The following is a 25,243-nucleotide window of genomic DNA, read 5'->3' as shown; positions in this document are numbered from 1 at the left end:
GGAAACCGGTTGCTCTATTTTTTGAGCGCGGCGAAATAGGCCTTTTCGATTTCGGCGGCCATTACATCGGCGCCGAAGCGTGCCTTGAGGTCGGTGAGGCCGGGCATCAGGCCTCTGTAGGTGTCGAGATCGGCCAATGCGGCGCTTATCTTGTTGCCAAGTTCGCGCGGGTCGGGCCGGATCAGGGCAGGCGAGCCGGTGTCGAAGATTTCCGGTATGCCGCCGACCGCCGTCGCGATGATCGGCTTGCCGGCGGCGAGCGCTTCCAGAACTATATAGGGCATGGCTTCCGCGCGCGAGGGAACGACGACCAGTTCAGCCAGCGTGAAGGCGAGCCTGGCCGGCAGCGGAGCCAGGAAGCTGACCTCGAGGCCGAGCTGATTCACCTGGTCGCGATAGCGCGGCAGGTCGTCGCCGTCGCCGACCATCAGAGCCGTCAATGGGCGGCCGAGGCGTGTCGCGGCCAGCCCCAGCGCATCGATGAAGATGTCCGGGCCTTTGAGGTCTCGCATCATGCCGATATAGAGGAGGTCAACCGCATCGTGCTCGGTCCGCACCGGCTCGAACTCGGCGGCGCGCAGGCCGTTGTGGACGAGAGCGTTCGGAATGGGCGGCTCGCCGACCTTCCTGCGATAAGTCCGCCGCTCATAGTCGGAAACAAACAGCAGGCAATCGGTGAAGCGAGCCATGAAGCGCTCAAGCGTGAAGAACAGCTTTCCCATGGCGGTGGTCTCGTCATAGTGAAGCGAGCCGCCATGCGGCGAATAAAGGCGGGCTACGCGAGACCTGGATACCCGCAGCAATGAGCCGAACAGACGGGCATAGGCGCCACCTTTGGCGCCATGCCCGTGCAGCACGTCCGGCCGCAATTCTTTTATGATCCTATAGGTGCGCCGGGCCGAAGCGAGATCGCCTGGCCCGACATGCCGCTGCATCGGCGTGCGATGAATGCCGAGCGCCAGGCTGCCTTTCATCTGTTCGAACAGCCGTTCCTCGAAATCGCCGCCCGTCGTCGAATCGCAGACGATGCCGACGGCATGGCCGGCGGCGACCTGAGCCTCGGTCAGGTCGCGCACATGCCGGAAGATGCCTCCGACCGGTGAGCGAAAGCAGTGGACGATCCTGAGTGTGTCCGCCACTTGGTCAGCACATCAAAACAGGCGTTCGCGAACATAGACTGTATCGCCGGGCAACAGCGGATCGGAGGTCACCACGCGTCCGGTTATCACCTTGCCGTTGATGTCGCGGGTAATGTCGACGCTTTCCTGGTTGGCGCGCGGCGTGAACCCGCCGGCGATGGCGACGGCTTTCTGCACGGTCAGGCCTGGAACGTAGGAATACTGCCCCGCCGCACCCACTTCACCCATGACGAAGATCGGCCGGTAGCGATCGATTTCGACCGAAACATCGGGATCCCGCAAATAACCCTGGCGCAGTTTCTCGGCGATCTCGCCCTCGAGCTGCTGGGCGGTGTGGCCGCGCGCCGGCACGTTGCCGACGAGCGGCAGCGAGAGATAGCCGGACTGGTCGACGCTGTAGGTATTGGTCAGTCCTTCCTGCTCGAACACGGTTACGCGGACACGGTCGCCGGCGCCGAGGCGATAAGGCTGGTCGAGAACTTCATGGAATGCGGCCGGCGTCGGCCGGTAGCTGGAGCAGCCCGAAAGCATCGATACGGCAAGCAGCGCGCGGAAAAGGGGAGCAGTGCTTTTCATGAGCGGACACGTACCTTTGAATAGCCGGCGACTCTGCGGCAAACCTTAACGATCGAGCTCGGTTATCATCCTGTTAGGGTTAATGGCCGGTAAAGGCGCGCGGCCGATACGGGCCGGATCGACAAATGCAGATGGTTTTCAGCCTCTTGTTTGCGGCTTGTTAGTAGAGCCTAACAGGTGCTTACCGCGATATTAACGGCTGAGTTACCATAGTTGTTTACGGTGCATGCTGACTCAGTACCGGAGCAGGGATGCATGTCCGTTCAATCCGCGGCCGCAGATGTCGACGTCGATCTCAGGCAGCTTTTCGCCAGCCTGGCGCGAAACTGGCTGCGCATCCTTTTCGTCGCGCTGGTTGTAACCGGCCTGGCCTTTGCGCTCGCCTGGCTTGCAACGCCCGAATACAAGGCGGCAGCCAAGCTGGAGATCGGGCCTCGAGAATCGGAGTTCACGCGGCCAGCCGGGGCCAACGGCAACGAGCGGTCGATTCCCGACGAAGAGGCTGTGGCCACCGAGGTCCAGATCATCTCGTCCCCCGACATCCTCAAGCAGGTGGCGACGAAGCTCAACCTGGCGAAATTGCCCGAATTCGACGAGGCGCTGAAGATGTCGGCGCTGAGCCGCGCCCTTGTCCTTGTAGGCTTGAAAAGCGATCCGTTCGAGATTCCGCTGGAAGAGCGCGTGCTGGACGCAATGCATGAGAAGCTCAACGTCTATGGCGTTGAAAAAACCCGCGCGATCGCAATCGAGTTCTCGTCAGAGGATCCAAAGCTTGCCGCCGCGATCCCGAACGCCATTGCAAACGCCTATATCGCCTCCAAGGGCAATGCCAAGCTCGAATCGAATTCCGCCGCCACCGACTTTCTGGCGCCTGAAATCGCGGATCTGCAGAACCGGGTGAAGGAGGCGGAAGCCAAGGTTGCCGCATTCCGTGCGCAGTCCGATCTTTTGATGGGCGGCAACAATTCGGTGCTTGCCACTCAGCAGCTGTCCGAATTGTCGAGCGAACTGTCACGGGTGCGCGCCAACCGCGCTTCGGCGGAAGCGACCGCTGACGGCGTGCGTAGGGCGTTGCGCAATGGCGGCTCGCTGGATGCCGTTCCGGAGGTGTTGTCTTCCGAACTGATCCAGCGCCTGCGCGAGCGGCAAGTCGAACTCAAGAATAACATCGCCGACCTTTCCACCACCTTGCTCGACAACCATCCGCGCATCCGCGCGCTGAAATCGCAGCTCGCCGATCTCGACCGCCAGATCCGCAACGAAGCGGAAAAGATCATGAAGGGTCTGATGGCGCAGGCCGAGACGGCGAAGGCGCGAGAGGCTCAACTCGTGGCAGACGTCAACACGCTGAAGGCGGCGTCCGCCCGCGCCGGCGAAGAGCAGGTGGAACTCGATGCGCTGCAGCGTGATGCAGCGACCAAGCGTCAGCAGCTCGATCTCTATTCGTCCAGCTATCTCCAGGCGGCTGCACGCAAGGATCGCAACTACCTGCCTGTCGATGCTCGCGTATTTTCGGAGGCCCAGGTGCCGGCCGAACCCTATTTCCCCAAGATTGGTCCGATTGTCAGTGCGGCCTTTGTCGGCTCGTTGCTCATCATGGCGATCGTCACGCTGCTGCAGGAACTGTTTTCCGGCCGCGCCATGCGTCCGGCCGCCGGTGCCCATTTCGAGCGCATCGAGCAGGTTGCGATGCCGGCTGTCCAGGCCGAACGCGTAATGGCCGAGCCCGACCCACCGATTGCCCGGCCCGAACCGGCAGCCGCCGAGATCGATGAGACCGACGACGACAAGATTATCGAGACCAAAGTGGAGCCGGAACCCGTCGCGGTGGCGGAAGCGGCTGCCGAGAAAATCGAACCGGAGTACTCTGAAATGGCTGCTGCAGACATTGAACCGGCACGTTCTGTCCTCGGCGAGGTCGACATCGACAAGGCCGCGGAAAAACTGATCGCCACCGGTGCCGCCCGCGCCATATTCGTGTCGCCGGAAGGCGACGAGGCGGCCGCCTCGGCGGTGCTGGTGGCGCGCGCAGTCTCCGACGCCGGGCTACGTGTGCTGCTGCTTGATCTCACCGCTTCGGGCGCCGCCTCGCGGCCGATGCTGGACAGCGGGCTGTTTCCGGGCATCACCGATCTGCTCGCCTCGCAAGCGCAGTTCAGCGATGTGATCCACCCCGATCTCTATTCGGACTGCCACGTTATTCCCGTCGGCACAGCCGATCCGGTTCGCGCCATGCGCGCCGCCGACCGGCTGCCGATCATCATGCAGTCGCTGACCACCGCCTATGATCTGGTCGTGGTCGAATGCGGGCCGGCCGACGCGCAAGGCATCAGCCGCCTGGTGGGCGAGGGGACCGAGGTCCTGCTCTCCATGCTGGAGCCGGACGACGAGGTGACGCAGGCCGCGGTCGCGCTCATCGAGAGCGGCTATCCCGACCTGACGCTGGTCACACCGATCGGCCATGTGGCGCCGGGGCCAATGCCGGGACGGCGCTCGGCCGCCTGAGGTAGTTTTCTCAAATCGAAATCAGCTGTCGTCTTCGCCTGCGGCCGGTGCTGTCCGCCCCACCGCTTTGCGGCGCAGCAGCTTGGTCAGCTTCCAGACCATTGGGCTGTGCTTGATGAATGCCTTCAGGCTTGCGCCGTGCCTGAGCGCAAGCGCCAGCGCACGACCCTTCAGCGTCAGCGGAACCAGCACCTCGAAATGCTGCGTTTCGACATCGCACCACAATCGCTTGTAGGGTTCGTCGCCGACCGAGAAATCATAGATTTTGAAACCCGCCTCGCAGGCTTCCTGGATGTTCTCAAAGAACAGGAAGTCGCCCGGGCTGGTGTGTGCGAGGTCATCCTCGGCGATCGCCCCGAATTCGCAGATCAGCCGCTTGCCCGAGCGGCTCGATCCGGTGACGGCACGGAGCTTGCCGGCGACTTCCAGCCCATGCAGGACGAAGGACGGATCTTCTTCTTGAAGCGCGTCGGCAAACAGCGAGCGGAAAAAAGCGCGCACCTCCCCTTCACCGAAAACATTGGCGATACCCATCTTGCGAAAGCGGAATTCCTTCATCTCGAAAAAGGCATCGAGCAGCATGTGCACCTCGTCCGCAGTCCTCGCCTCGATGCGACGATAGCTGCCGACGGCCTCGAACTTGCGCGCCTGCGAGCGATGCTTCTTGCGCCTGCGCTTGCCGCTCACGCGGGTGAGCAGCGCATCAAATCCTCCTACAAGACTGGCGGCCAGCGACAGATTGGGGCTCGAAAAATGCGGCAAGGCGGAGAGCGGGTTGGCAACGCCGTCGAGATCGGGCAGCAGCCGCTCCAGCGCGACAAGATCGATGTCGCGCCGCGCCTTGGCAATCGCAGCCAGCATCGAGCGGATCGCCGCACTATCGGCATTCGCCAGCCATTGCGGGTCGGCGGCGGCAAAATTGCCGTTAGCATGGCGGCCGCCCATGAAGCGGGCGATGCGGAACGCTCCACTGTGGGTGACCTCCAGCGCCAACGAGAAGACCGGCCTGTCGTCGGCGCGCAGCGTCGCAACGACAACGTCGGCGCCGGTATGTGCGGCCCAGTTCAGGATCCAGCCTGCGCTCTGCGCCGGGGCAAAAAGCGCCGAATGGCAGAATTCTGCGTACGCCGCCAGCGCCGCACCATCGGCGACCGAGGTTGACAGGCCGGCCTTGCCGGCCGGCAAGGCACACGGCGACGCCTCGCTGCTTGCCAGCCGATTGCCGTCAAATGACGCGGTGGCGTCAACCATACCTCAATCCTTAGGGCGTATTCGTCGCGATTGGGGGTCCGCGCAGGCGCATTCCATGCTTGATGAGCTTAGGCGCAAAAGGTGAATGAATGATCGACGGGGGCGAGGCAATCCGCAAACTGGCGCTCAATCTCGCCCGTTATTCCGGTCTCGCTCCGCTGGCTAAACCATTTATCGGCGGCCTCGGCGCCATCCTGATGCTGCATCGGGTCACCGCGACGCCGGAAAAGCCGAACGGCGTCAACCGCCACTTGAACATCGCGCCTGGGTTTCTCGACGCCGTGATCGCCGACATGAAGGCGAACGGCTACAGTTTCGTCACGCTGGACGAGGCCATCGAGCGCATCAAGGCTGGCGACAAGGACGGCCAGTTTGCGACGATCACCGCCGACGACGCCTATCGAGACAACATGACCGAGGCGCTGCCGGTGCTGGAGAAACACGGCGCGCCGATCACCATCTATGTCGCGCCGGGACTCATCGACGGCGCTGCCGATTTGTGGTGGGACGTGGTCGAGGACATCGTCAATGCGCGCGATCGCCTGACTCTGACGACGCCGGATGGCGCAGTGACGATCGACTGCTCGAGTCCCGGAAAAAAGGTCCAGGCCAATGCGCGCCTGCACGCTCATCTGACGCTGAAGGTGCGCGAGCAGGACCAGCGCGCGGTGTTGCGGGATCTGGCGCGCTCGAACGGCATCGTGTTGGGTGGTCCGCGCCCGAGCACGCTGATGAACTGGGACGAGATCCGCACCATGGCCGAGCACCCGCTGGTGACGATCGGCGCACATAGCGTCAATCACTGCAATCTGAAGCGGCTTTCCGAGAGCGATGCGCGACATGAGATCGGCGACGTCAAGCGCATATTGCAGGCCAAACTCGGCGAGGAGCCGCGCCATTTCGCCTATCCCTACGGTTATGCCAGCGCCGTCGGCCGCCGCGAAGTCGGCCTAGTCCGCGATGCCGGTTATGCCTCGGCGGTGACGACCCGCCACGGCATACTCCGCGCCGAGCATGCCGGCTTCCTGCATGCCCTGCCGCGCATTTCGGTCAATGGCCGCTATCAGAGCGTCGCCCACATCCGAACAATGTTGTCGGGCGTCACGACGCCGCTGGCCAATGCCGGCAAGACGGTTGTGACGATCTAACTGTTGCCTCGCCCCTTCGGCCGCGGCTCCAGGATCAGCCATTTGATGATGCCCATCGCCGGCAGCACCCACAAAAGCCCGCTGAGCAGGAAGAAGATGAAGTGCGCCAGCGGCCCTGACTGCGACAACTGGGCGACCGCCACGATCGAGGCGACCAGCGCATAGACTATGACCAGCACTACTAGCAGGAAGCTTCCGATCAGCTTTTTCAGGCGAATGGGCATGGCGCGATCTCGTTGACCGCTATCGCTTAGGCCGAACATTCGATGCGCGCAACCCGCCGGAAACGGCGCGACGGCGTGCCGCGCTGTCTGGTCTTGCAAGCCGGGTTGCGATGGTTCACCAATCCGCGACTTCAACTGCCGGGACAAATCCATGGCTGCTGCCATATCCGATGCCGCGCCTTTCGCCGCCCGCGATCGCGACCTTCGCAGCCGCGCGCTGGTACGCGGTTGGCTCTATGTCGTGCTCCTAGTGCTGTTTGCGCTGGTACTGGTCGGCGGCGCTACAAGGCTAACCAATTCCGGCCTGTCGATCACCGAATGGCAGCCGATACACGGCGTCATCCCGCCGCTCAGTGATGCGGAGTGGCAGGAGGAGTTCCTGCGCTACCAGCAGATCCCACAATATGCCGAACTCAACAAGGGTATGAGCATCGAGGCGTTCAAATCGATCTTCTGGTGGGAATGGGTGCACCGCATCCTGGCGCGTAGTGTCGGCGTGGTCTTCGCCTTGCCGCTGCTGTTCTTCTGGGCGACGCGCCGCATCGAGCGGGGCCTCGGCACGAAATTGTCGGGCATCCTCCTTCTCGGGGCCCTGCAGGGCGCGATAGGCTGGTGGATGGTGGCGTCCGGGTTGGCTGACCGCGTTTCGGTCAGCCAATACCGGCTGGCGATGCATCTGACGTTGGCAGCGCTTATCTTCACGGCGACCATGGTGGTCGCGCGTGGGCTGGCGCCGCACTCGGAACCTGCCGCCGACCGCTCGACGCAACGTCTGGCCGGCGTCCTGGTGCTGCTGGCGCTGGTCCAGATCTATCTCGGCGGGCTGGTCGCCGGGCTAGACGCCGGCTTGAGCTACAACACCTGGCCGCTGATGGACGGCAAGCTGGTCCCCGGCGACCTGCTGCTGCTCGAGCCGGCATGGCGCAATTTCTTCGAAAATCCGAAGACGGTGCAGTTCGTCCACCGGGCCGGCGCCTACACGATCTTCGCGGTCGCGCTCTGGCACATGATTGCGACACGCCGGCGCCTGCCGGGCACGACGCATGCCCGGCGTGCGACGCTGCTGTTCCTGGTTGTCGCGGTGCAGGCGTCGATCGGCATCGGCACGCTATTGATGCAGGTGCCGCTGCACATGGCCCTGACGCATCAGGCATTCGCGCTGGTTCTGCTGGGCTTCGCCGCCGCGCATTGGCGCGGTACCAGGGGCGCTTACCCGCTGCCCCACGAGATCGCTCTCAGAGGCTGAGCCGCACCCGCCGGATTGCCGCGGCAATCGCCAGTTCGCGATTTTCGTCGACCGCATTGCGGTCTTCTTGGTGCCATGCAGCCGACAGGCAACCATAGGCGATCGCGTGGTCCAGTATGGCGGGCGCCGTCTGGCCGAGCGTTGCTGCAAAGACTTGCGCCATATGGGCGATCCGCCGCGGATCGAGGCAAAGATCGTCTCGGTCGAGTGGGTTGTAGAACATGTTGGCGGCATCGAAGCCCGGGTCGCCGAAAACGCCCTTCGGATCGATCGCCAGCCAGCCGCGCGGACCGTGCATGATGTTGTCGTGATGCAGGTCGCCATGCAGCGGCCGCGCATCATGTGGATTGGACAACAGCCGTTCCGCGATTTCGGCAGCTTCGACATACAGGCTCTTTTCGCCGGCGGCGCGATCGGCCTTCGCCTTTTGGAACAGGCTGAAAAACCGTGTCCGCAGCGGCTGAAGGTCAGGCGGGGCAGGGTGCGTCGACGGCGACAGCAGCTTGGCCATCACCTCCGCCGCGATTGCGGTGGCGGCATTGTCGTCCTCATCCGCAATGATCTGTGACAGCGAGGTTTCGCCGGCGTATTCGAGCAGCATGCGGTGGCCGTCGCTGCCGAGCAGCCGCACCGCGCCTTCGCCGCATCGCCAGGCGAGGAAATGCTCGCCACGCAACTCGTCCTCGACATCGTCGAAAGGCTTTAGATCCTTGACGATTGCCGGCGAGCCGTCCTCACGCGCGACCTTCCAGATGCGGCTGCTGAACGTTTCGGCGACGAGTTCTGGCGCGCCGACCTTCCAGCGCTTTGGAAATGCCGGCGCATCCATTCAGAGGCCGAGCATCAGATCCATGTTCTGCACGGCGGCGCCCGAGGCGCCCTTGCCGAGATTGTCGTAGACCGCAAGCAGCAGCGCCTGCGCTCGATCGTCATTGGCGAAGACGTAGAGCTTCATCCGGTTGGTGCCATTATAGATCTCCGGATCAATCTCAGGCATGCGTTCCTGATGCAGATACGGCGCCACCTCGACCACGCCGCCATCGATGGAAGCGAAATGATCGGCGATCGCCGCATGCAGCTCGGCGCCGGTCGGCACATGGTCGAGGCCGCCGAGTTGCAGCGGCACCACCGTGATCATGCCTTGCGCGAAATTGCCGACCGCCGGCTGCATGATCGGATCGTGCGAAAGCTTGGCATAGGTCCTGAGCTCAGGCACGTGCTTGTGCTGCAGCGTGAGCCCGTAGGGCAGGAATTCCGGCGCATCCTCCCCCTTGGCGACATAATCCTCGATCATCGGCCGGCCGCCGCCGGAATAGCCGGAAATGCCGTTGACGGTGACCGGAAAATCGGCCGGCAACAGCCCCGCCGCAACCAGCGGCCGCAGCGTCGCGATCGGTCCTTGCGGCCAACAGCCCGGATTGGCGACGCGCTTCGCCGAAGCGATCTTCCTCGCCTGGTCCTTGTCCATTTCGGCGAAACCATATTCCCAGCCATCGGCAACACGATGCGCCGTCGAGGCGTCGATCACCTTGGTGGTGTCATTGGCGATCAGCGAAACGCTTTCCTTGGCGGCCGCGTCCGGTAGGCAGAGGATCGCGACATCGGCGGCGTTGAGGAACTCGGCGCGCGCTGCCGTTTCCTTGCGGCGCTCGGTCGGTATGGAGATGATTTCCAGGTCGCCGCGCTCGGCAAGCAGCGCCCTTATCTGCAGACCGGTGGTGCCGTGCTCGCCGTCGATGAAGATTTTCGGTTTCATTGCTTGCCAAAATTCCTGTTATCTCAAAGCTATATGCCGCTTGCCAGATTCAATCCGGCAACGCTGTGATTGCCCTGGTTCATTTCCTCGAGCCGCGCCTTTCGTTCCGCCAGCAGCCCGAGATAGTGCATGGCCACCATCGACCCGGCAATTGCCGTTATATCGGCGTGATCATAGGCTGGCGCAACCTCGACGACGTCGGCGCCGACGATATCGATCTGGTTGATCTGGCGCAGCACCGATAGGATCTTTGCCGAAGATGGGCCTCCCGCGACCGGCGTTCCGGTGCCGGGCGCAAAAGCCGGATCCAGGCAATCGATGTCGAAAGTGACGTAGGTCTTCTTTCCGCCGGTACGGTCGACGATGGCATAGGCAATGTCGGACGCTCGCATTTCCTCCACTTCATGGCCATACAGGATCTTGATGCCGAACGTGTCGGGCGCATGGGTGCGAATGCCGATCTGGATCGACCGGTCGGGGTCGATGATGCCCTCCTTGACCGCACGGCCGACGAAGGAGCCGTGATCGATGCGCTTGCCGTCGTCGGGCCAGGTGTCCTGGTGTGCGTCGAACTGCACCAGAGCCAGCGGGCCATGGATGGCGGCATGCGCCTTGAGCAGCGGCCAGGTGACGAAGTGATCGCCGCCGAGTGACAGCAGAAAGGCGCCGGATTTCAGGATCTTCGCCGCTTCGCGTTCGATCATGGCAGGCGTCTTCTGGTGATTGCCGCTGTCGAGCAGGCAGTCGCCATAATCGACCACGGCAAGCTGTTCGAACAGGTCGCGCGAAAACGGATATTGCGGATCGTTGTCGAGGATGGCCGAGGCGCGGCGAATCGCCTGCGGTCCGAAACGGGCGCCCGGCCGATTGGTGACCGCAGCGTCGAAGGGAATGCCCCACACCACGGCATCGGCGTCCTTCACGTCCTTCGAATATTTGCGCCGCATGAACGACAGCGCGCCGGCATAGGTAGGCTCGAACGACGCACCCGTCCTGGAGCGGGTGGTGAAGGCGTGATCGATGGTCCTTGGCGGCATGAAGAGATCTCCTGTGCGTCGACGCGCAACCTTATTGGACATAATTCTCAGAATTGCGACCCCTGCGGAGGATCATGGCCATTCGATCCGGTCACAAATCCTTGCTCGCCAGGCGAACCCCGCATGGCTCGCCAGGAGATTGCCTGGCAAGCAACCGAAAGTCGCCGCCGACAACTGCTTCGGCCGGCGCTGACTTGGGTCTCCGGCATTTTGCAAGCCGGCTTCGTTCACCTGCCTGTCACGGGCATCGCTTAACCGGGGTGGGATCTCGGGTACGGAGCGATTCTCGTGCGAACGACTTGTCTCATGCGAACGATTTGGCTGAGCCTTCTGCTTTCCGCGGCGCTGGCGGTCTCCCTTGGTCATGCATCGGCAGGCGAAACGCGCGCCAGGCAGATTCTTGAGCGGTTCGAGCACGCCAACCAATGGCGCGACCATGTGATCGTGGCCGCGCACCGCGCAGGTGGCATGCAGGCCGGCAAGACGCTCTATCCCGAAAACTCGATCGCCGCCGTCGAGGCGTCGATCGCAATGGGCGCCGAAATCGTCGAGGTCGACATCAGGCGCTCGAAGGACGGCGAATTCGTCGTCATGCATGACAGCTGGCTCGACCGCACCACGAATTGTAGGGGCGAGGTGGTCAAGCGGACGCTGGCCGAACTCAAGACCTGCCGGCTGGTGATCGAAGGCACCGGCGCCGTTACGGGCGAGACGGTCTCGACGTTGGGGGAAATGTTGATGGCGACCAGGGACAGGATCCTCGTCAATCTCGACAACAAGCTCGATGTCGATAGCCTGGCGGGCATGATTGCGGTTGCGCGCGACCTCGGCATGGCCGAACAGGTGATCGTCAAGGAGAACCTGTGGAATGCGGAGCGGATCACTACGGTCAGGGCTGCCATGGACGCGATCGGCAGCGGCTTCCAGTTCATGCCGATCATCGCCGATGACGCGGTTCGCGACGCCATGTTTGCCGAGAAAGTCAGCCGGGCCTTCCCGGTGCGCGCGGTCGAGATGATCAACTGGCGCGCAGGATCAGAGACGCTGACCGAGAACGGCGGTCCGCTGTTCAGCCCGCACATGCGCGCGCTGGCGGTGAGGGGCGACTGGCACATCTGGGCCGACACCTACGCCATCGTCAACAAGCCGGGCGGCTTCCTCGCCGGTGGCCGCGGCGACGAGCTGGCGGTCGCGGCCAGCCTGCCGCGCGAGACCTACGGCTTCTGGGTCGAGCGCGGCGCCACCATCATCCAGACCGACGAACCGAGGGCCGCCATCGGTTGGCTGGCGGCGAACGGTTTTCGCGTGCCCTATGCCGGTGAGAAGCGCCCGGCCGAGCCGGCCAACACGGCCAGCATTAACTAACGCCTGGCACGAACGAGAGCGATTGCCACGCTACGCGTGAGCGGGGACATTGCCGGCGATACTGTCCAATTCCTCGATCGCATCTTTGGGCAACGCGAGATCGCCCGCGGCGAGGTTCTCCCCGAGATGCGCAACTGAAGACGTGCCGGGAATCAGAAGAATGTTCGGCGCGCGGCGAAGCAGCCAGGCGAGCGCGACCTGCATGGGCGTGGCGCCGAGGCGTGCCGCGACCTTGGACAAGGTCGACGATTGCAGCGGGTTGAAGCCGCCAAGCGGGAAGAACGGCACATAGGCGATGCCGTGGCGGGCCAGATCGTCGATCAAGGTATCGTCGCCCCGATGCGCCAGATTGTACTGGTTCTGCACGCACACGATCCTGCAGATCCTGCGGCCTTCGGCGATCTGCGCAGCGGTGACGTTGCTCAGCCCGATGTGACGCACAAGGCCCTGGCGCTGGAGCTCGGCAAGCGTCGCAAGCGGCGCCTCGATCGACCCTTCGGCGGGGCCATGCGCGTCGAACATGACCCGAAGGTTGACCACCTCCAGCACGTCGAGTCCGAGATTGTGCAGATTGTCGTGCACGGCCTTGGCGAGTTCCTGGGCAGAGAAGGCCGGCAACCACGATCCGTCCTTGCCGCGCCGGGCGCCGATCTTGGTGACGATAACGAGGTCGTCGGGATAGGGTGCGAGCGCTTCGCGGATCAACAGGTTGGTTACGTGCGGGCCATAGAAGTCGCTGGTGTCGATGTGATTGACGCCTTGCGCGACGGCTTCGCGCAGCACGGCCAATGCCGCGTCGCGGTCTTTTGGTGGGCCGAAGACGCCGGGCCCTGCGAGCTGCATGGCGCCGTAGCCGAGCCGTCTGACTCTGCGGTCGCCGAGGATGAATGTGCCGGACTGGTCGACGCTGGACATGGTCTTTCTCCTTCAGGAATGGTGCACAGATAGACGCTGTCCGATCTCATGATAATTGGGTACAATTCGCACGGGCTGTGCGGAATGACGAACAATGCAGATCGATCTCGGGGATCTTAACGCCTTCGTGGCCGTAGCGCGCGCCAAAGGTTTTCGGGATGCGGCACGCGCCAGCGGCGGCAGTGCGTCCGGCTTGAGCGAGGCGGTGCGGCGCCTGGAGACGCAGCTCGGTGTCAGGCTGCTCAACCGGACGACCCGCAGCGTTGTCCTGACGGAAGCCGGCGAAGGCCTGCTGGCGCGGCTCGGTCCTGCCTTGATCGAGGTGGAGTCGGCCCTCGACGTGGTGAACGGCTTTCGCGACAGGCCGGCAGGTACGCTGCGCCTCAATGTGCCGGTCAGCGCGGCGCGGCTGGTCCTGCCCGGCATCGTCCCGCGGTTCCTTGCCGCCTATCCCGGCATCCGGCTGGAGGTGATCGCCGAGGAAAGCTTTGTCGATGTGCTGGCGGCGGGGTGCGACGCCGGCATCCGCTATGACGAGCGGCTGGAGCAGGACATGATCGCCGTGCCGATCGGACCGCGCGTGCAGCGCTTCGCTACAGCCGCCAGCCCTGCCTACCTGGATCGTCATGGCCGGCCGCAACACCCGAGCGACCTGCTCGGCCACGCCTGCCTGCGCGGCCGCTTTGCCAGCCGTGCGATGCCGCCGTGGGAGTTCGAGCGCGACGGCGAGGTGGTGCGGGTCGACCCAAGTGGGCCGCTTCTCGTGACCCTGGGCGGGGCGACCGACCTCAAGGTCGATGCAGCCATCGCCGGCACAGGCATCGTCAGCCTGTTTGAGGATTGGCTGCGCCCTCACTTCGAGAGCGGGGCGCTCGAACCGGTGCTTGAACCGTGGTGGCAGAGCTTCTCCGGGCCGTTCCTTTATTATCCTGGCCGGCGCCTCGTACCGGCGCCGCTGCGGGCGTTTATCGATTTCATCAAGGTATCGGCCGGCCAGCCCTGACATCCGGGAGAGCCGCGCCCGAAAATAAGCGCGGCTCCCTTCCCTCAGGTGACCTCCCGCTATGATTCGCGGCAGGTCTTGCTTGGACTATTTGACCGGGATCATCAGGTGCGCGTACGGCGTACCGGGGAACATGACATATGGCTGCGTCGGACTCGGCTCGTGGGGATACAACGCCATCAAGTCCGGTGCATTCATGACCATCACGTGCGGACCGTCATGCAGCCATTTGGCCCCTTCCGGCGGCTTGGTTGCAAAGGGATCGGTATTGCTGGCCGCATCGCCTCCCTTCAGCATATAGGCGAAGGCAACCTTTCCTGCTGGCGGCTCCTTCTTGGACATGATCGCGTGCATCCACGCCATGCCGTTCTCATCCGTGCACATTGGGTCGTCTGCGGGAGTGCCAGGGTCGTCCGGGATGCAAGTGAAGCCGTTGGTGCCCTTCCTCAACGTCTTCATCTCCCAATTCACGACGGCGGCGTTTTTGCCGACAGCCTCCGGTGCCGCTGTAATCGCATTCTCGATCAGCTGCTCGTCGCTTTTATCGGCCGCAGGCGCGGCGAATGCCCAAGTCACGGCGACAGCTGCTAGAAATACACTGCTGGAATGGATGCGCATTGCCTCCTCCTTCGCGAGCGTCAGGTTGCCGGCGCGTCGCAACGTGCACAGCTCCCGCTCTTTGAAGTTGGCTGCTGCCCTGGGGTCTGGAACGCGCCTGTAATTAAGATACTACTAATATTACTTTGGGTCACCTGAAGATGCGGGATTGCCATGTCGACAAACAAAAGGGGCTGCGAATACGCAGCCCCTTTGAAAAATCGATAGAAAATAGGGTATTTAGCGCTTCGAGAACTGGAAGCTCCGGCGGGCCTTCGCCTTGCCGTACTTCTTGCGCTCGACGACGCGGCTGTCGCGGGTCAGGAAGCCGCCCTTCTTGAGCACGGCGCGCAGCGCCGGCTCGTAATAGGTCAGCGCCTTGGAGATGCCGTGGCGCACGGCACCGGCCTGGCCGGAAAGGCCGCCGCCGATGACGGTGGCAACGATGTCGTACTGGCCGGCGCGGTTGGCGGCGATGATCGGTTGGTTGAGGATCATCTGCAGGACCGGGCGTGCGAAATATTCGGCGAACATCTTGTCGTTGACGACGATCTTGCCGGAGCCGGGCTTCACCCAGACACGGGCGATGGCGTTCTTGCGCTTGCCGGTGGCATAGGCGCGGCCCGATTTGTCGAGCTTCTGGACATGGACGGGTGCTGCCGGCTGGGTGTTGGTGTTGCCGGTGGCAGTTCCGAGTTCTGCGAGCGAGGAAAGCTCAGCCATCTTACGAAACCTTCTTGTTCTTGGCGTTCAGCTTGGCCACGTCGAGGACGACGGGCTGCTGGGCGACATGCGGATGTTCCGTGCCTGCGTAGACGCGGAGGTTCTTCATCTGGCGACGGCCGAGTGGGCCACGCGGGATCATGCGTTCGACGGCCTTCTCCACGACACGCTCGGGGAAACGACCCTCGAGCAGCTGGCGCGCGGTGCGCTCCTTGACGCCGCCGGGGTGGCCGGTGTGCCAGTAATAGACCTTGTCGGTGAACTTCTTGCCGGTGAACACCACCTTGTCGGCATTGATGACGATGACGTTGTCGCCGTCGTCGACGTGCGGGGTGAAGGTGGGCTTGTGCTTGCCGCGAAGATGATTGGCGATGACAGTGGCGAGACGGCCGACGACGAGACCCTCGGCGTCGATCAGCACCCACTTCTTCACCACATCCGCAGGCTTCTGCGAAAAGGTTGCCATGGATTGTTGCTTTCGGTTCGGACCTTCAAAAGAAGGCGTTTCTTGTTGCTTGGATTGGCAAAGGCACTTGCCGTCGCCAATAACAAAACGGCGGCCTTTGCGGGCCGCTGTTCCGTGAGGGCTTATAGGGGAGGGTGGTTATCGCGTCAAGGCGCGTGAAATGCCTGCCAGAAGATAAAGCTAAACAAAAACAAATACTTGAGTTAAAGGTATCATTTTACCACATCACGACTTGGCTCTGTGTCAGACAAATCTCAGTGCTTTGCCTCGATTTCCTTGCGAGCTGCGCTGGAGAGGAATGCAGATCGCGTTATGCCTCGGTCGCGCGCCGCAGCGTCGATCGCCCGCAAGACGCCGCGCTCGAAAGTTACATTCGCCCTCACGACGGCGCTGTCATTGTCGATGAGTGGTACCGACACCAGATAGCCTCCTTCAGCAAGTGCTTTGCGTATATCCGCAAGCGCGACGATCGCCTCATGGCTGGACGGTTCGGGAACAGGCATGTCCTCCGCCCACAACTGCAACGCTTGGACTGCATTCGGTACGATGTCTTCCGCCTCGTCCGCGGCTGAAAAGCAGCCCGGAATGTCTGGAAAGCGAATGCCGAACGCGCTGTCGGGATCTTTATCGACCAACGCGAAATAGTTCTTCATCTCGGCCTCCAAGACGCTTCAGGTCACCTATATCCAGCCCGCTTGTTTGGCGATGGCGCGAGCTGTACCGGTTGGTAGATCCTTCTCCGGATGCGGAACGATCACCACGATCTCGCCCTTTCGGAACTTGTGATGCGAGCCGCGTACGGAAACCAGCTCGAAACCATCATCCTTGAGACGCTTCACGATTTTGCGGCTGTCACGCTCAAGCAAATATCACCTATGCGCACATATATGCACATCAACAAAAAAATTCAATAGAAAGCATTAGGCCGGAATCCGCCTTGGCGGGATCGAATAGGTGCCCGTTGCGTGCGCTACCGTGTGTCCCTCCGGGCCGGCGACGATGTCGATATCGAACACCATCAGGTTCTTGCCCAGCTTCAGGATGCGGCAATGGCGTCGATCGGCCCGGCCTCGGCCTTGCGGACAAAATTGATGTTGAGACTGGTGGTGACCGAAAGCGCATCCGGCCCGGCATGCGAGAGCACACAGACATAGCCGCCTATGTCGGCCAGCGTGAACAGCGCCGAACCCGACACAGTGCCGCCGGGACGCAAATGGCGCTCGTCGGCATTCAGCCGCACGACACAGCCGCCTGGAAACACCTCCAACGCCTCATAGAAGGTGAACTGGTCGTTGAGTTGCGGGAAAACGGTCGCCATCAGCGCGTTGACATCAGCAGCCGTCAGCACCGGCTTGAGATTGCTTTGGGCAGGCATGTCAGTCTCTCGTTTGCGCCTGCCTGTATGAGCGCAGCCTGCGGTTTCTGGCAACAGCCATTCATTATGGCAGAAGCGGAGTGTTGGACGAAGCGAGACCCGCATACTAGATTAGTCGATCACCGATCCGGAATCGCGGAGGAACGATCCATGGCCGAAATCGTCGCCATCAAGCCTGCCGTTGCCGAAGGGCCGGTCGCCGCCCGGCTGGACAAGGGCGTGCTGCGCCTGACGCTCGCCAATCCGCCTGCCAATGCTCTTTCGCTCGCTGTGATGGCGGCGCTGACGACGGAACTCGACCGCGCCAAGGCCGACAAGTCCGTCCGCGTCATCGTTCTTGGGGCGGCCGGCAAAGTGTTCTGCGCCGGGCATGACCTCAAGGAGTTGAGCACGCATCGCGCCGATGCCGATCGCGGCAGGGCCTTCTTCGAAAAGACGTTTTCCGCCTGCGCCTCACTGATGCAGGCAATCGTTCGCCATCCTAAGCCGGTGATCGCTGAAGTCGACGGCTTGGCGACGGCGGCCGGGTTGCAGCTGGTCGCCAGCTGCGATCTCGCAATCGCCTCGCACGAAGCGACCTTCTGCACGCCTGGTGTCAATATCGGACTGTTCTGCTCGACGCCGATGGTGGCGCTGTCGCGCAACGTCTCGCGCAAGCACGCCATGGAGATGCTTTTGACCGGCGAGACGATCGATGCGGCAACCGCCAAGGAATTCGGCTTGGTCAACCGCGTCGTGCCGCGCGAATATCTGAATCAGATTGTCACCAAATACGCGCAAACCATTGCGTCCAAATCCTCCCTGGTCGTCAAGATCGGCAAGGAAGCCTTCTACGAGCAGGCGGAAATGGGACTGGCCGAGGCCTATGATTACACCGGGCGCGTCATGGTCGAGAACATGCTGGCGCGCGATGCGGAAGAGGGCATTGGCGCCTTCATCGGCAAGCGCAAGGCGGAATGGCCGGAGGAATAGGAGCCGGATATGGATCCGCGCATCTCCATCATCACCATCGCCACCGACGATCTCGAGCGCGCGACGCGCTTCTATGAGGCGATGGGCCTGACCCGCCATGCCGGGATCACCGACGGCGTTGCCTTCTTCCAGATGGGCGGCGCCATTCTTGGCTTGTTTCCACGCCCAAGCGCCGAAGAGGATTCGGGCGTTACCTTCTCCAAGGCGCCGTCGGCGGTCTACCTTGCCTACAACACCCGCTCCGACGCCGAAGTCGACGAAGTGCTGGCGATGGCAGAGAAGGCCGGCGGCAAGATCGTCAAGCCGGCCGGGCGCGCTTTCTGGGGCGGCTGGTACGGCTATTTCGCCGATGCGGACGGGCATGTCTGGGAAGTCGCGCACAATCCGGCCTTTCCGATCTCGGAAGACGGATCGATTTCGCTGCCGGCCTGACGAGGTTCCCCTCTGGCTCATCGCAAGCAACTGACGCGGCTGAAGGCGCCCTATCTCAAACGCATCCTGATCGAGCCCAGCCGGGTCGTCGATTGGGAAAAATATCCCTGGAACCTGCCGATCTTTCACGGCCATGAATTCGAGCTCGAATTCACCACGCCGATCACCATCATCGTCGGCGAGAACGGCACCGGCAAATCGACGCTGCTCGAGGCGATCGGCGCGCTGGCCGGCTACGATGAAGCCGGCGGCGGCAAGGGCTACATGCCGGTCGACCACTCCCGCGCCATCGACAAGAGCGGCGCGGCGCTGGCGGCAACGTTGCGCGGTCACTGGCTGCCGAAGGTCACCGCAGGCTGGTTCTTTCGCGCCGAATCCTTCTATTCGGTCGCCCGCTATCTCGATCAGGCTGCCATCGACGCACATGAGGCGCCGCCCGACTTCCTGTCCTGGTCGCATGGCGAGGGCTTCATCAGATTCTTCGAGGAGCGCTGCCGCCGGCAAGGCATTTACATCCTGGACGAGCCCGAAAGCGCCTTGTCGCCGACGCGGCAGATCGAGCTTCTCAAGATGCTGCGGCGGATGGACCAGTCCGGCACGGCACAGGTGATCATGGCGACGCATTCGCCGCTGCTGATGGCCTGTCCCGGCGCGCGGCTGTTCCGCATCGGCCGGTCCGGGCTCGACCCCACCGATCTTAGCGATACCGACCATTTCCGCATGATGCGCAATTTTTGCAATGATCCAGATGGTTTTCTCGCCGAAGCGCTGTATGAGGACGAGGCATGAACCACGACGCCTACGACAACGCCTACATCGCCGGCATCCTCAATTCGGTGAAGACCATCGCCATGGTCGGCGCGTCGGCCAATGACGTGCGGCCGAGCTACTTCGTGCTGAAATATCTGCTCGGCAAGGGGTTTTCGGTGTTCCCGATCAATCCCGGCCAGGCTGGCAAGGAGATCCTCGGCCAGATGACCTATGCGAGGGTCGCCGACGTTCCGCGACCTGTCGACATGATCGACGTGTTTCGCGCTTCCTCTGCCGTGCCGGGCATTGTCGACGAGGTGTTGCGGCTCGATCCGCTGCCGAAGGTTATCTGGATGCAGCTTGGCATACGCCATGACGAGGCGGCCGCACGCGCCGAAACCGCCGGCATCAAGGTGGTGATGAACCGTTGCCCCAAGATCGAATATGGCAAGCTGTCCGGCGAGATCGGCTGGACCGGCGTCAATTCAGGCGTGCTGTCGTCGAAGAAGCCGCTGATGCGGCCGGGGTTCCAGAGTTTCGGCGTTCGCCAGAAGTAGGTAGTGAATAGTGAATGGTGAATAGAAGGATTTTTCTGAAAGGCGGGCAACGCGGCATATGAGCCGCTTGCAATCAGGGTGGGGCTGGCCGACTTTGCCATTCACCATTCACCATTCACCATTCACCATTCACCATTCACCATTCACCATTCACCATTCACCATTCACCATTCACCATTCACCATTGAGGGAGGTTTTCGATGGCCCGCACGCCCGGTTTCAACACGCTCGCCGTCCATGCCGGCGCCAAGCCGGATCCGGCGACCGGTGCGCGAGCGACGCCGATCTACCAGACGACCTCCTTCGTCTTCGACGATGCCGACCATGCCGCCTCGCTGTTCGGGCTGAAAGCGTTCGGCAACATCTACACCCGCATCATGAACCCGACCCAGGCGGTGCTGGAAGAGCGCATCGCGGCACTCGAAGGCGGCACGGCAGGCCTTGCGGTCGCCTCCGGCCATGCTGCGCAGGTGCTGGTCTTCCACAATCTGATGCAGCCCGGCGACAATTTTGTTTCGGCGACAAAACTTTACGGCGGCTCGATCAACCAGTTCGGCCACGCCTTCAAGAATTTCGGTTGGCAGGTGCGCTGGGCCGACACCAACGACATCTCGACCTTCGAGAGCCAGATCGACGACAGGACCAAGGCGATTTTTATCGAAAGCCTGGCCAATCCGGGCGGCGTCTTCGTCGACATCGAGAAAATCGGCGACATTGCCCGCAAGCACGGCCTGCCGCTGATCGTGGACAACACGCTGGCCTCCCCCTATCTGCTGCGGCCGATCGAACATGGCGCCGACATCGTCGTGCATTCGCTGACCAAGTTCATCGGCGGTCACGGCAATTCCATCGGCGGCGCCATCGTCGACGGCGGCACGTTCGATTGGTCGAAGTCGGGCAAGTATCCGATGCTGTCGGAGCCGCGCCCCGAATATGGCGGCCTCGTCCTGCACGAAACCTTCGGCAATTTCGCCTTTGCCATCGCCGCCCGTGTGCTCGGCTTGCGCGACATCGGCGCGGCGATTTCGCCGTTCAACGCTTTCCTGATCCTGACCGGCCTGGAAACCTTGCCGCTCAGGATGCAGCGCCACTGCGACAATGCGGCGGCGGTCGCCGGATGGCTCTCTAACCATCCCAAGGTCGCCTGGGTGTCCTATCCCGGCCTGCCCGGCGACAAGAACAATGCGCTGCAGAAGAAGTACTCGCCGCTCGGCGCCGGCGCGGTGTTCACCTTCGGGTTGAAGGGCGGCTACGCGGCGGGCATCAAATTCGTCGAAGCGCTCGAACTGTTCTCGCACCTGGCCAATGTCGGCGACACCAAGTCGCTGGTCATCCACCCGGCATCGACCACGCATCGCCAGCTTTCCGACGAGCAGAAGATCAACGCCGGGGCAGGGCCGGACACGGTCAGGCTTTCGGTCGGTATCGAGGACGTCAACGACATCGTCGCCGATCTGGAACAGGCCCTCGCCAAGGTTTGATCGCCATGGCAACGCCGAAATTTCTGTCCGTCGGCGTCGACACAGTCGAGCCGGAACTTGGCGCGCCGGCGCCGGATCGCCTGATTTCGGGCGATCCGAAATTCCGCACCTGGAATGTCGAGGAACAGGACGGCCGCCTCTTTGCCGGCGTCTGGGAAGCAACGCCGGGCAAATGGCGCATCGAATATGATGAGTGGGAGTTCTGCCACATCCTGTCAGGGGTTTCGGTGATCGCCGAAGACGGCGGCGATGCGCGCACTGTCAAGGCCGACGACAGTTTCGTGCTGAGGCCGGGCTTTAAGGGCAGCTGGGAAGTGCTTGAAACGAATCGCAAGGAGTATGTGATCGAGCTTTGATCACCCCTGCGGCTGAGCCTGCCGGACCGAATGCTCAAAAGCGCACGGCGAGCGTCTCCAGCCCATGGAAATGATAGGTGTCGCGCAAGCGCGGCTGTTCGGCAAGATGCAACTGCGGTAGCCGGTCGAACAGGGTTTTCAGCGACACCTGCAATTCGAGCCGGGCGAGCGGCGCGCCGATGCAGAAATGAATGCCGGCGCCGAACGATACGTTCTTCTGGTCGGCACGGTCCGGCCAGAAGGCGAAGGGCTCGGCAAAGGCCACCGGGTCGTGATTGGCCATGCCGAGCAGCAGGCCGATCGTCTCGCCAGGGCGCACGATGACCCCGGGGCCGGCCTCGATCTCTTCATAGGCATAACGCGTGAACATGTGCAGCGGCGCGTCGAAGCGCAGGCACTCTTCGACTGTCGCGGCTGTTGCTTCCGGCGAGGTGAAGAAGCGGCGCGGGTCGCCGCCTTGCGCAAGGATCGAGCGCACCGCATTGCCGGTCTGGTGGACAGTTGCCTCATGGCCGGCATTGAGCAAAAGGATTGCCGAGGACACCAGTTCGTCCTCCGACAGTTTCTGGCCGTCGTCCTGTGCCGCAATCAGCAGCGACAGAAGATCCTCGCCCGGCCTCTTTCGCCGCTCGGCGACGTAGCCGCGCAGAAAATCGGAAAAGTCGCCCGCGGCGCGATTGGCCGTGTCCTCCGTCTCGCGGGTGCGGCCATGCATGTACATGGCGACCATCCGATGTGACCAGTCGAGCAGCTGCGGCCCCATGTCGACCGGCACGCCGAGCATTTCCGCAATGATGGTGATCGGCAAGGGAGCGGCGAACGCCGGCAGCAGGTCGACTCCTCCTGGTCCTGGTTCAAAACGGTCAATCAATTCATTGGCCAGCGCCTCGACACGCGGCCTGAGCCGCTCGACCTGGCGCGAGACGAAGGCGCGGTTGACCAGCGTTCTGAGCCGTGTGTGGACGGGCGGCTCCAGCTCCAGCATCGAATTGGCCTCGACGCCGTCGAAGGCGCTGAGATGAGTGCGGTCCTGGCCGATGTCCCGGCTGTCCGGAATGCCGGCCGGGTTCTGCCGGCCGAAGCGGCGATCGCGCAACAGACGGTTGACGTCGTCGAAGCCGCCAAAGCACCAGAACCCAAATTCTTCCCAGAAGAAGGCGTTCGATGCGCCATGCAGGAAGGCGTAGGCTTGGTAAGGGTCCTGGAAAAAAGCCGGCTCGTGCGGATCGAGCCGCAGGCGACGCGTGGCTGGATCAAAGGCAAGGTAGGGCGGCTTCAATTCGGTCATGCCAGATCATTAGCGCGGCTTGCCAGTCTGGTGCCAGACCGTATGTTGCCCTCCCGTGAGGTGAGCCGCCCGAAGCGGTTGCGGAAGGACAGTTTTCATGAATGTGATCGTGGTCGGTGCAGGCATTGCCGGGCTTTCGACGGCGTGGTCTCTGGTCAAGGCCGGTCACCTTGTCTCGATCGTCGAGCAGGGATCGATCCCCAATCCGCTCGCCGCCTCCGGCGACCACCATCGCATTATCCGCCGCGCCTACCGGGCCGGAACGGGCTACGGCAGGCTGATCACCGAAGCCTACGAAGCCTGGGACGAGATGTGGGCCGATCTCGGCGAAAGCCATCTCGATCCGCGCGGCTTCATCTGTATTTCGCGGGAGCCGGGAGATGAGGCGGAGGAATACCGCGAGGGCATGGAAACGGGAAATTATCCGTTCGAATTGTTCGAACCGGACGCCGCGGTCGAACGCTGGCCGTTCCTACAGCCCGGTTCGTTCCGCTATGCGTATTTTTCGCCGGACGGTGGCGCGTTGCATTGCCGCAAGATCGCCTCGGGCCTCGCCCGATGGCTGCGCGCGAATGGCGCCAATGTCTACGAAAACAGCAAGGTGGTCGAGATCGACGCCGACGCCGGACATGTCGTGCTTGCGAGCGGCGAAACGATGCAGGCCGACCGGATCATCGTCGCTGCCGGCGCCTGGGTGCTAAAACTGTTCCCAGAGCTGGATGGCGAACTGAAAACCTGGCGCACCGCGCTCGCCTATGTCGAACCGCCGGCGGATTTGAAAGCAGCCTGGCAGGCAGCACCCGTTGTGCTCGACGTCGGCGGCACTGTCGACGGCTATGCTATCCCGCCCACAGGCGGGGCCGGCATGAAATTCGGCTCGGGCCTGCACAGGGTGCCGACCAGTGATGCCGACTGGAACCGGCAGCCGGTACCGGGCGAGGGTGAGGCGATCCGCAACCTGTTTTCGCCGCCGATTGCCCGCATCGAAGAGTACAAGGTCACCGAAGTGGTCACCTGCGCCTATACCTTCACCGCCGACGAGAAGTTCCTGGCCCACCGGAAAGGCAAATGCCTGGTCGTCTCGGCCTGCTCCGGCCACGGCTACAAGTTCGGCGCGGCAGTTGGCAAAAGGGTTGCGGCCTGCGTCGGCAATGGCGATGTCGACGGCCTGAAGAAATGGCTCAGGGCCGAGGCGGCCTGAGCGCCTAGTATCGGCAATGCCTCGGAATATGCACGCGCCGCCAGCTCGACGAACCCTCCCTGACCACCACGCGGCGAGCCACTGTCTGATAGGACGCCGGAACGTCGATGATGCGTCGCTGCTCCGGCCGCACCAGCACCTCTTCGGCGACGCTCTCGTATTCGGCGGGGAGGACAACGCGCCGCCGGCGTTCCGGCTCAACCACGACGATTTCGGCGACGCGTTCATAGCGCGCCTTGTGCTTGACCTTGCACAGCACCTTGCGGCCATGAATGATGCGCCATTCCCAGGAATAGCCGCCGTCAGCAACCCTCACGGTGCGGTAGATGGTGCGGGTGATGGCGGGCACGATCTCGTAGCTGACGCGCGCCGGTGCGATCTGCACCACGCGCTCGCGCGTCCCGTAGATTGGCGCCTCGTATTCCACCTGCTGGCCGGCCGGGCTGACGAGCACGTCCTCATAGACCGTGTCGTAGACGGCCGGCCGGTTGACCTGCTCGTAGCATTCGACCGCGCGTCCGCCGGCGGCCGTTTCGGACGCCATGCCGAGAACGGTGATGCCGGTAAGGGCCAAGGAAGCAGCTTTCCTGATCATTGCACTCCCCTGTTTGAACTGCGTGAAGCGAGTTCAACGTTGAATTGTAGGGTAAGCCGTGGCCGGAAAAAGCGGTTTCACCACTTTTCGTTAAGCGATGTGATTAAGAAACTGCTAAATAACGACCAGCATGAGCGCCCCGTCCCACGGCAGGAGAGGGGCTGCCGGCACGGCGACGGGCGAAACTTGCTTTGGAAACCTTGATTCGACTTAACCGGATGGCTAGGAGAGGCGGCCTTGCGCTAGGGTGAGCCGGCATCCTATTTACACAATAACGATCCAGAA

At 62.7% G+C, this 25,243-nt stretch carries 27 protein-coding genes and 1 pseudogene; 12 read left to right on the top strand and 16 right to left on the bottom strand.

Going from position 1 to position 25,243, the window contains the following annotated elements; genetic code table 11:
* Window positions 1–14: 14 nt before the first annotated feature.
* Window positions 15–1,139, bottom strand: a complete 1,125-nt coding sequence (locus NKI19_RS20560; RefSeq protein WP_352566113.1) for a glycosyltransferase family 4 protein — start codon at window positions 1,137–1,139, stop codon at window positions 15–17.
* A gap of 12 nt (window positions 1,140–1,151) precedes the next feature.
* On the bottom strand, window positions 1,152–1,715 hold the full coding sequence (locus NKI19_RS20555; protein WP_254817578.1) for a polysaccharide biosynthesis/export family protein: 564 nt from the start codon (window positions 1,713–1,715) through the stop codon (window positions 1,152–1,154).
* A gap of 255 nt (window positions 1,716–1,970) precedes the next feature.
* Here NKI19_RS20555 and NKI19_RS20550 point away from each other — a divergent pair, with 255 nt between their 5' ends.
* On the top strand, window positions 1,971–4,220 hold the full coding sequence (locus NKI19_RS20550) for a GumC family protein (RefSeq protein ID WP_352566115.1): 2,250 nt from the start codon (window positions 1,971–1,973) through the stop codon (window positions 4,218–4,220).
* A gap of 21 nt (window positions 4,221–4,241) precedes the next feature.
* On the opposite strand, the gene NKI19_RS20545 is transcribed toward NKI19_RS20550, so the two are convergent.
* A complete protein-coding gene (locus tag NKI19_RS20545; protein WP_352566116.1) occupies window positions 4,242–5,471 on the bottom strand; it encodes a GNAT family N-acetyltransferase in 1,230 nt (409 codons plus the stop codon).
* Between the two features lie 89 nt (window positions 5,472–5,560).
* Here NKI19_RS20545 and NKI19_RS20540 point away from each other — a divergent pair, with 89 nt between their 5' ends.
* Window positions 5,561–6,619: a polysaccharide deacetylase family protein gene (locus NKI19_RS20540; RefSeq protein ID WP_352566117.1), complete on the top strand. Its 1,059-nt coding sequence runs from the start codon at window positions 5,561–5,563 to the stop codon at window positions 6,617–6,619.
* Here NKI19_RS20540 and NKI19_RS20535 read toward each other — a convergent pair.
* Entirely contained in the window at window positions 6,616–6,843 is a 228-nt protein-coding gene (locus NKI19_RS20535; protein WP_023674629.1) for a DUF2842 domain-containing protein, read from the bottom strand. The genes NKI19_RS20540 and NKI19_RS20535 overlap by 4 nt on opposite strands.
* 151 nt (window positions 6,844–6,994) lie before the next feature.
* Between NKI19_RS20535 and NKI19_RS20530 the strand changes: the two genes are divergently transcribed.
* Window positions 6,995–8,089, top strand: a complete 1,095-nt coding sequence (locus NKI19_RS20530; protein WP_352566119.1) for a COX15/CtaA family protein — start codon at window positions 6,995–6,997, stop codon at window positions 8,087–8,089.
* Here the strand turns inward: NKI19_RS20530 and NKI19_RS20525 are convergent.
* Genes NKI19_RS20525 through speB form a run of 3 tightly spaced genes read right to left on the bottom strand, consistent with a single transcriptional unit; the run spans window position 8,079 to window position 10,882 of the window.
* Window positions 8,079–8,918: an aminoglycoside phosphotransferase family protein gene (locus NKI19_RS20525; RefSeq protein WP_352566121.1), complete on the bottom strand. Its 840-nt coding sequence runs from the start codon at window positions 8,916–8,918 to the stop codon at window positions 8,079–8,081. The two genes, NKI19_RS20530 and NKI19_RS20525, sit on opposite strands and share 11 nt — an antisense overlap.
* On the bottom strand, window positions 8,919–9,845 hold the full coding sequence (gene argC, locus NKI19_RS20520) for an N-acetyl-gamma-glutamyl-phosphate reductase (RefSeq protein WP_352491888.1): 927 nt from the start codon (window positions 9,843–9,845) through the stop codon (window positions 8,919–8,921).
* A 29-nt stretch (window positions 9,846–9,874) separates the two neighbouring features.
* On the bottom strand, window positions 9,875–10,882 hold the full coding sequence (gene speB, locus NKI19_RS20515) for an agmatinase (protein WP_352491889.1): 1,008 nt from the start codon (window positions 10,880–10,882) through the stop codon (window positions 9,875–9,877).
* A gap of 306 nt (window positions 10,883–11,188) precedes the next feature.
* Between speB and NKI19_RS20510 the strand changes: the two genes are divergently transcribed.
* Window positions 11,189–12,247, top strand: a complete 1,059-nt coding sequence (locus NKI19_RS20510; RefSeq protein WP_352491890.1) for a glycerophosphodiester phosphodiesterase family protein — start codon at window positions 11,189–11,191, stop codon at window positions 12,245–12,247.
* Between the two features lie 30 nt (window positions 12,248–12,277).
* Here the strand turns inward: NKI19_RS20510 and NKI19_RS20505 are convergent, their stop codons facing one another.
* Window positions 12,278–13,162 (bottom strand): aldo/keto reductase family oxidoreductase, encoded by an 885-nt coding sequence (locus tag NKI19_RS20505; RefSeq protein ID WP_352491891.1) that lies wholly within the window; start codon window positions 13,160–13,162, stop codon window positions 12,278–12,280.
* A gap of 94 nt (window positions 13,163–13,256) precedes the next feature.
* Between NKI19_RS20505 and NKI19_RS20500 the strand changes: the two genes are divergently transcribed.
* Window positions 13,257–14,165 carry a LysR family transcriptional regulator gene (locus NKI19_RS20500; RefSeq protein ID WP_352566123.1) on the top strand — a complete coding sequence of 303 codons (909 nt, stop codon included), beginning with the start codon at window positions 13,257–13,259 and terminating at the stop codon, window positions 14,163–14,165.
* Window positions 14,166–14,252: 87 nt separating this feature from the next.
* On the opposite strand, the gene NKI19_RS20495 is transcribed toward NKI19_RS20500, so the two are convergent.
* From NKI19_RS20495 to NKI19_RS20470, 6 genes and pseudogenes are all read right to left on the bottom strand, one after another.
* Window positions 14,253–14,783 carry a hypothetical protein gene (locus NKI19_RS20495; RefSeq protein ID WP_352491892.1) on the bottom strand — a complete coding sequence of 177 codons (531 nt, stop codon included), beginning with the start codon at window positions 14,781–14,783 and terminating at the stop codon, window positions 14,253–14,255.
* A gap of 219 nt (window positions 14,784–15,002) precedes the next feature.
* Window positions 15,003–15,485: a 30S ribosomal protein S9 gene (rpsI, locus tag NKI19_RS20490; RefSeq protein WP_352491893.1), complete on the bottom strand. Its 483-nt coding sequence runs from the start codon at window positions 15,483–15,485 to the stop codon at window positions 15,003–15,005.
* A 1-nt stretch (window position 15,486) separates the two neighbouring features.
* The gene (gene rplM, locus NKI19_RS20485) at window positions 15,487–15,951 is read right to left on the bottom strand and encodes a 50S ribosomal protein L13 (protein ID WP_023674645.1); all 465 of its coding nucleotides are present in this window, start codon (window positions 15,949–15,951) and stop codon (window positions 15,487–15,489) included.
* Between the two features lie 254 nt (window positions 15,952–16,205).
* Complete coding sequence (locus NKI19_RS20480) at window positions 16,206–16,604, bottom strand: type II toxin-antitoxin system HicB family antitoxin (RefSeq protein ID WP_352491929.1); 399 nt, start codon at window positions 16,602–16,604, stop codon at window positions 16,206–16,208.
* A 27-nt stretch (window positions 16,605–16,631) separates the two neighbouring features.
* Window positions 16,632–16,817, bottom strand: coding sequence for a type II toxin-antitoxin system HicA family toxin (locus NKI19_RS20475; protein ID WP_352491894.1), 186 nt, complete (start codon window positions 16,815–16,817; stop codon window positions 16,632–16,634).
* A gap of 54 nt (window positions 16,818–16,871) precedes the next feature.
* Window positions 16,872–17,326 (bottom strand): annotated as a pseudogene (locus tag NKI19_RS20470) (PaaI family thioesterase).
* A 150-nt stretch (window positions 17,327–17,476) separates the two neighbouring features.
* On the opposite strand from NKI19_RS20470, the gene NKI19_RS20465 reads away from it, so the two are divergent.
* From NKI19_RS20465 to NKI19_RS20440, 6 genes are all read left to right on the top strand, one after another.
* A complete protein-coding gene (locus tag NKI19_RS20465) occupies window positions 17,477–18,298 on the top strand; it encodes an enoyl-CoA hydratase (RefSeq protein ID WP_352491895.1) in 822 nt (273 codons plus the stop codon).
* Between the two features lie 9 nt (window positions 18,299–18,307).
* Entirely contained in the window at window positions 18,308–18,730 is a 423-nt protein-coding gene (locus NKI19_RS20460; protein WP_352491896.1) for a VOC family protein, read from the top strand.
* Window positions 18,731–18,742: 12 nt separating this feature from the next.
* Window positions 18,743–19,519, top strand: a complete 777-nt coding sequence (locus NKI19_RS20455; protein WP_352491930.1) for an AAA family ATPase — start codon at window positions 18,743–18,745, stop codon at window positions 19,517–19,519.
* Window positions 19,516–20,037: a CoA-binding protein gene (locus NKI19_RS20450; protein ID WP_352491897.1), complete on the top strand. Its 522-nt coding sequence runs from the start codon at window positions 19,516–19,518 to the stop codon at window positions 20,035–20,037. Before NKI19_RS20455 ends, NKI19_RS20450 begins: the two co-directional genes overlap by 4 nt.
* A 200-nt stretch (window positions 20,038–20,237) precedes the next feature.
* A complete protein-coding gene (locus tag NKI19_RS20445) occupies window positions 20,238–21,518 on the top strand; it encodes an O-acetylhomoserine aminocarboxypropyltransferase (protein ID WP_352491898.1) in 1,281 nt (426 codons plus the stop codon).
* A 5-nt stretch (window positions 21,519–21,523) separates the two neighbouring features.
* The gene (locus NKI19_RS20440) at window positions 21,524–21,874 is read left to right on the top strand and encodes a cupin domain-containing protein (protein ID WP_352566124.1); all 351 of its coding nucleotides are present in this window, start codon (window positions 21,524–21,526) and stop codon (window positions 21,872–21,874) included.
* A gap of 34 nt (window positions 21,875–21,908) precedes the next feature.
* Here the strand turns inward: NKI19_RS20440 and NKI19_RS20435 are convergent, their stop codons facing one another.
* Window positions 21,909–23,162, bottom strand: coding sequence for a cytochrome P450 (locus NKI19_RS20435; protein ID WP_352566126.1), 1,254 nt, complete (start codon window positions 23,160–23,162; stop codon window positions 21,909–21,911).
* 97 nt (window positions 23,163–23,259) lie between these two features.
* Between NKI19_RS20435 and NKI19_RS20430 the strand changes: the two genes are divergently transcribed.
* Complete coding sequence (locus NKI19_RS20430; protein WP_352491901.1) at window positions 23,260–24,363, top strand: NAD(P)/FAD-dependent oxidoreductase; 1,104 nt, start codon at window positions 23,260–23,262, stop codon at window positions 24,361–24,363.
* A gap of 4 nt (window positions 24,364–24,367) precedes the next feature.
* On the opposite strand, the gene NKI19_RS20425 is transcribed toward NKI19_RS20430, so the two are convergent.
* On the bottom strand, window positions 24,368–24,958 hold the full coding sequence (locus NKI19_RS20425) for a hypothetical protein (protein WP_352491902.1): 591 nt from the start codon (window positions 24,956–24,958) through the stop codon (window positions 24,368–24,370).
* Between the last annotated feature and the right edge of the window lie 285 nt (window positions 24,959–25,243).

The organism is Mesorhizobium sp. M0751 (genome assembly GCF_040320265.1).
In the GTDB taxonomy this organism is placed as follows: domain Bacteria; phylum Pseudomonadota; class Alphaproteobacteria; order Rhizobiales; family Rhizobiaceae; genus Mesorhizobium.
This window is presented reverse-complemented; position numbering and strand designations above follow the sequence as displayed.

What these genes read in the sequence shown, in the direction of transcription:
- NKI19_RS20555 (WP_254817578.1), bottom strand. Translation starts at nt 1,715, where the DNA reads ATGAAAAGCACTGCTCCCCTTTTCCGCGCGCTGCTTGCCGTATCGATG.
- NKI19_RS20550 (WP_352566115.1), top strand. Translation starts at nt 1,971, where the DNA reads ATGTCCGTTCAATCCGCGGCCGCAGATGTCGACGTCGATCTCAGGCAG.
- NKI19_RS20545 (WP_352566116.1), bottom strand. Translation starts at nt 5,471, where the DNA reads ATGGTTGACGCCACCGCGTCATTTGACGGCAATCGGCTGGCAAGCAGC.
- NKI19_RS20540 (WP_352566117.1), top strand. Translation starts at nt 5,561, where the DNA reads ATGATCGACGGGGGCGAGGCAATCCGCAAACTGGCGCTCAATCTCGCC.
- NKI19_RS20535 (WP_023674629.1), bottom strand. Translation starts at nt 6,843, where the DNA reads ATGCCCATTCGCCTGAAAAAGCTGATCGGAAGCTTCCTGCTAGTAGTG.
- NKI19_RS20530 (WP_352566119.1), top strand. Translation starts at nt 6,995, where the DNA reads ATGGCTGCTGCCATATCCGATGCCGCGCCTTTCGCCGCCCGCGATCGC.
- NKI19_RS20525 (WP_352566121.1), bottom strand. Translation starts at nt 8,918, where the DNA reads ATGGATGCGCCGGCATTTCCAAAGCGCTGGAAGGTCGGCGCGCCAGAA.
- argC (WP_352491888.1), bottom strand. Translation starts at nt 9,845, where the DNA reads ATGAAACCGAAAATCTTCATCGACGGCGAGCACGGCACCACCGGTCTG.
- speB (WP_352491889.1), bottom strand. Translation starts at nt 10,882, where the DNA reads ATGCCGCCAAGGACCATCGATCACGCCTTCACCACCCGCTCCAGGACG.
- NKI19_RS20510 (WP_352491890.1), top strand. Translation starts at nt 11,189, where the DNA reads ATGCGAACGATTTGGCTGAGCCTTCTGCTTTCCGCGGCGCTGGCGGTC.
- NKI19_RS20505 (WP_352491891.1), bottom strand. Translation starts at nt 13,162, where the DNA reads ATGTCCAGCGTCGACCAGTCCGGCACATTCATCCTCGGCGACCGCAGA.
- NKI19_RS20500 (WP_352566123.1), top strand. Translation starts at nt 13,257, where the DNA reads ATGCAGATCGATCTCGGGGATCTTAACGCCTTCGTGGCCGTAGCGCGC.
- NKI19_RS20495 (WP_352491892.1), bottom strand. Translation starts at nt 14,783, where the DNA reads ATGCGCATCCATTCCAGCAGTGTATTTCTAGCAGCTGTCGCCGTGACT.
- rpsI (WP_352491893.1), bottom strand. Translation starts at nt 15,485, where the DNA reads ATGGCTGAGCTTTCCTCGCTCGCAGAACTCGGAACTGCCACCGGCAAC.
- rplM (WP_023674645.1), bottom strand. Translation starts at nt 15,951, where the DNA reads ATGGCAACCTTTTCGCAGAAGCCTGCGGATGTGGTGAAGAAGTGGGTG.
- NKI19_RS20480 (WP_352491929.1), bottom strand. Translation starts at nt 16,604, where the DNA reads ATGAAGAACTATTTCGCGTTGGTCGATAAAGATCCCGACAGCGCGTTC.
- NKI19_RS20465 (WP_352491895.1), top strand. Translation starts at nt 17,477, where the DNA reads ATGGCCGAAATCGTCGCCATCAAGCCTGCCGTTGCCGAAGGGCCGGTC.
- NKI19_RS20460 (WP_352491896.1), top strand. Translation starts at nt 18,308, where the DNA reads ATGGATCCGCGCATCTCCATCATCACCATCGCCACCGACGATCTCGAG.
- NKI19_RS20450 (WP_352491897.1), top strand. Translation starts at nt 19,516, where the DNA reads ATGAACCACGACGCCTACGACAACGCCTACATCGCCGGCATCCTCAAT.
- NKI19_RS20445 (WP_352491898.1), top strand. Translation starts at nt 20,238, where the DNA reads ATGGCCCGCACGCCCGGTTTCAACACGCTCGCCGTCCATGCCGGCGCC.
- NKI19_RS20440 (WP_352566124.1), top strand. Translation starts at nt 21,524, where the DNA reads ATGGCAACGCCGAAATTTCTGTCCGTCGGCGTCGACACAGTCGAGCCG.
- NKI19_RS20435 (WP_352566126.1), bottom strand. Translation starts at nt 23,162, where the DNA reads ATGACCGAATTGAAGCCGCCCTACCTTGCCTTTGATCCAGCCACGCGT.
- NKI19_RS20430 (WP_352491901.1), top strand. Translation starts at nt 23,260, where the DNA reads ATGAATGTGATCGTGGTCGGTGCAGGCATTGCCGGGCTTTCGACGGCG.
- NKI19_RS20425 (WP_352491902.1), bottom strand. Translation starts at nt 24,958, where the DNA reads ATGATCAGGAAAGCTGCTTCCTTGGCCCTTACCGGCATCACCGTTCTC.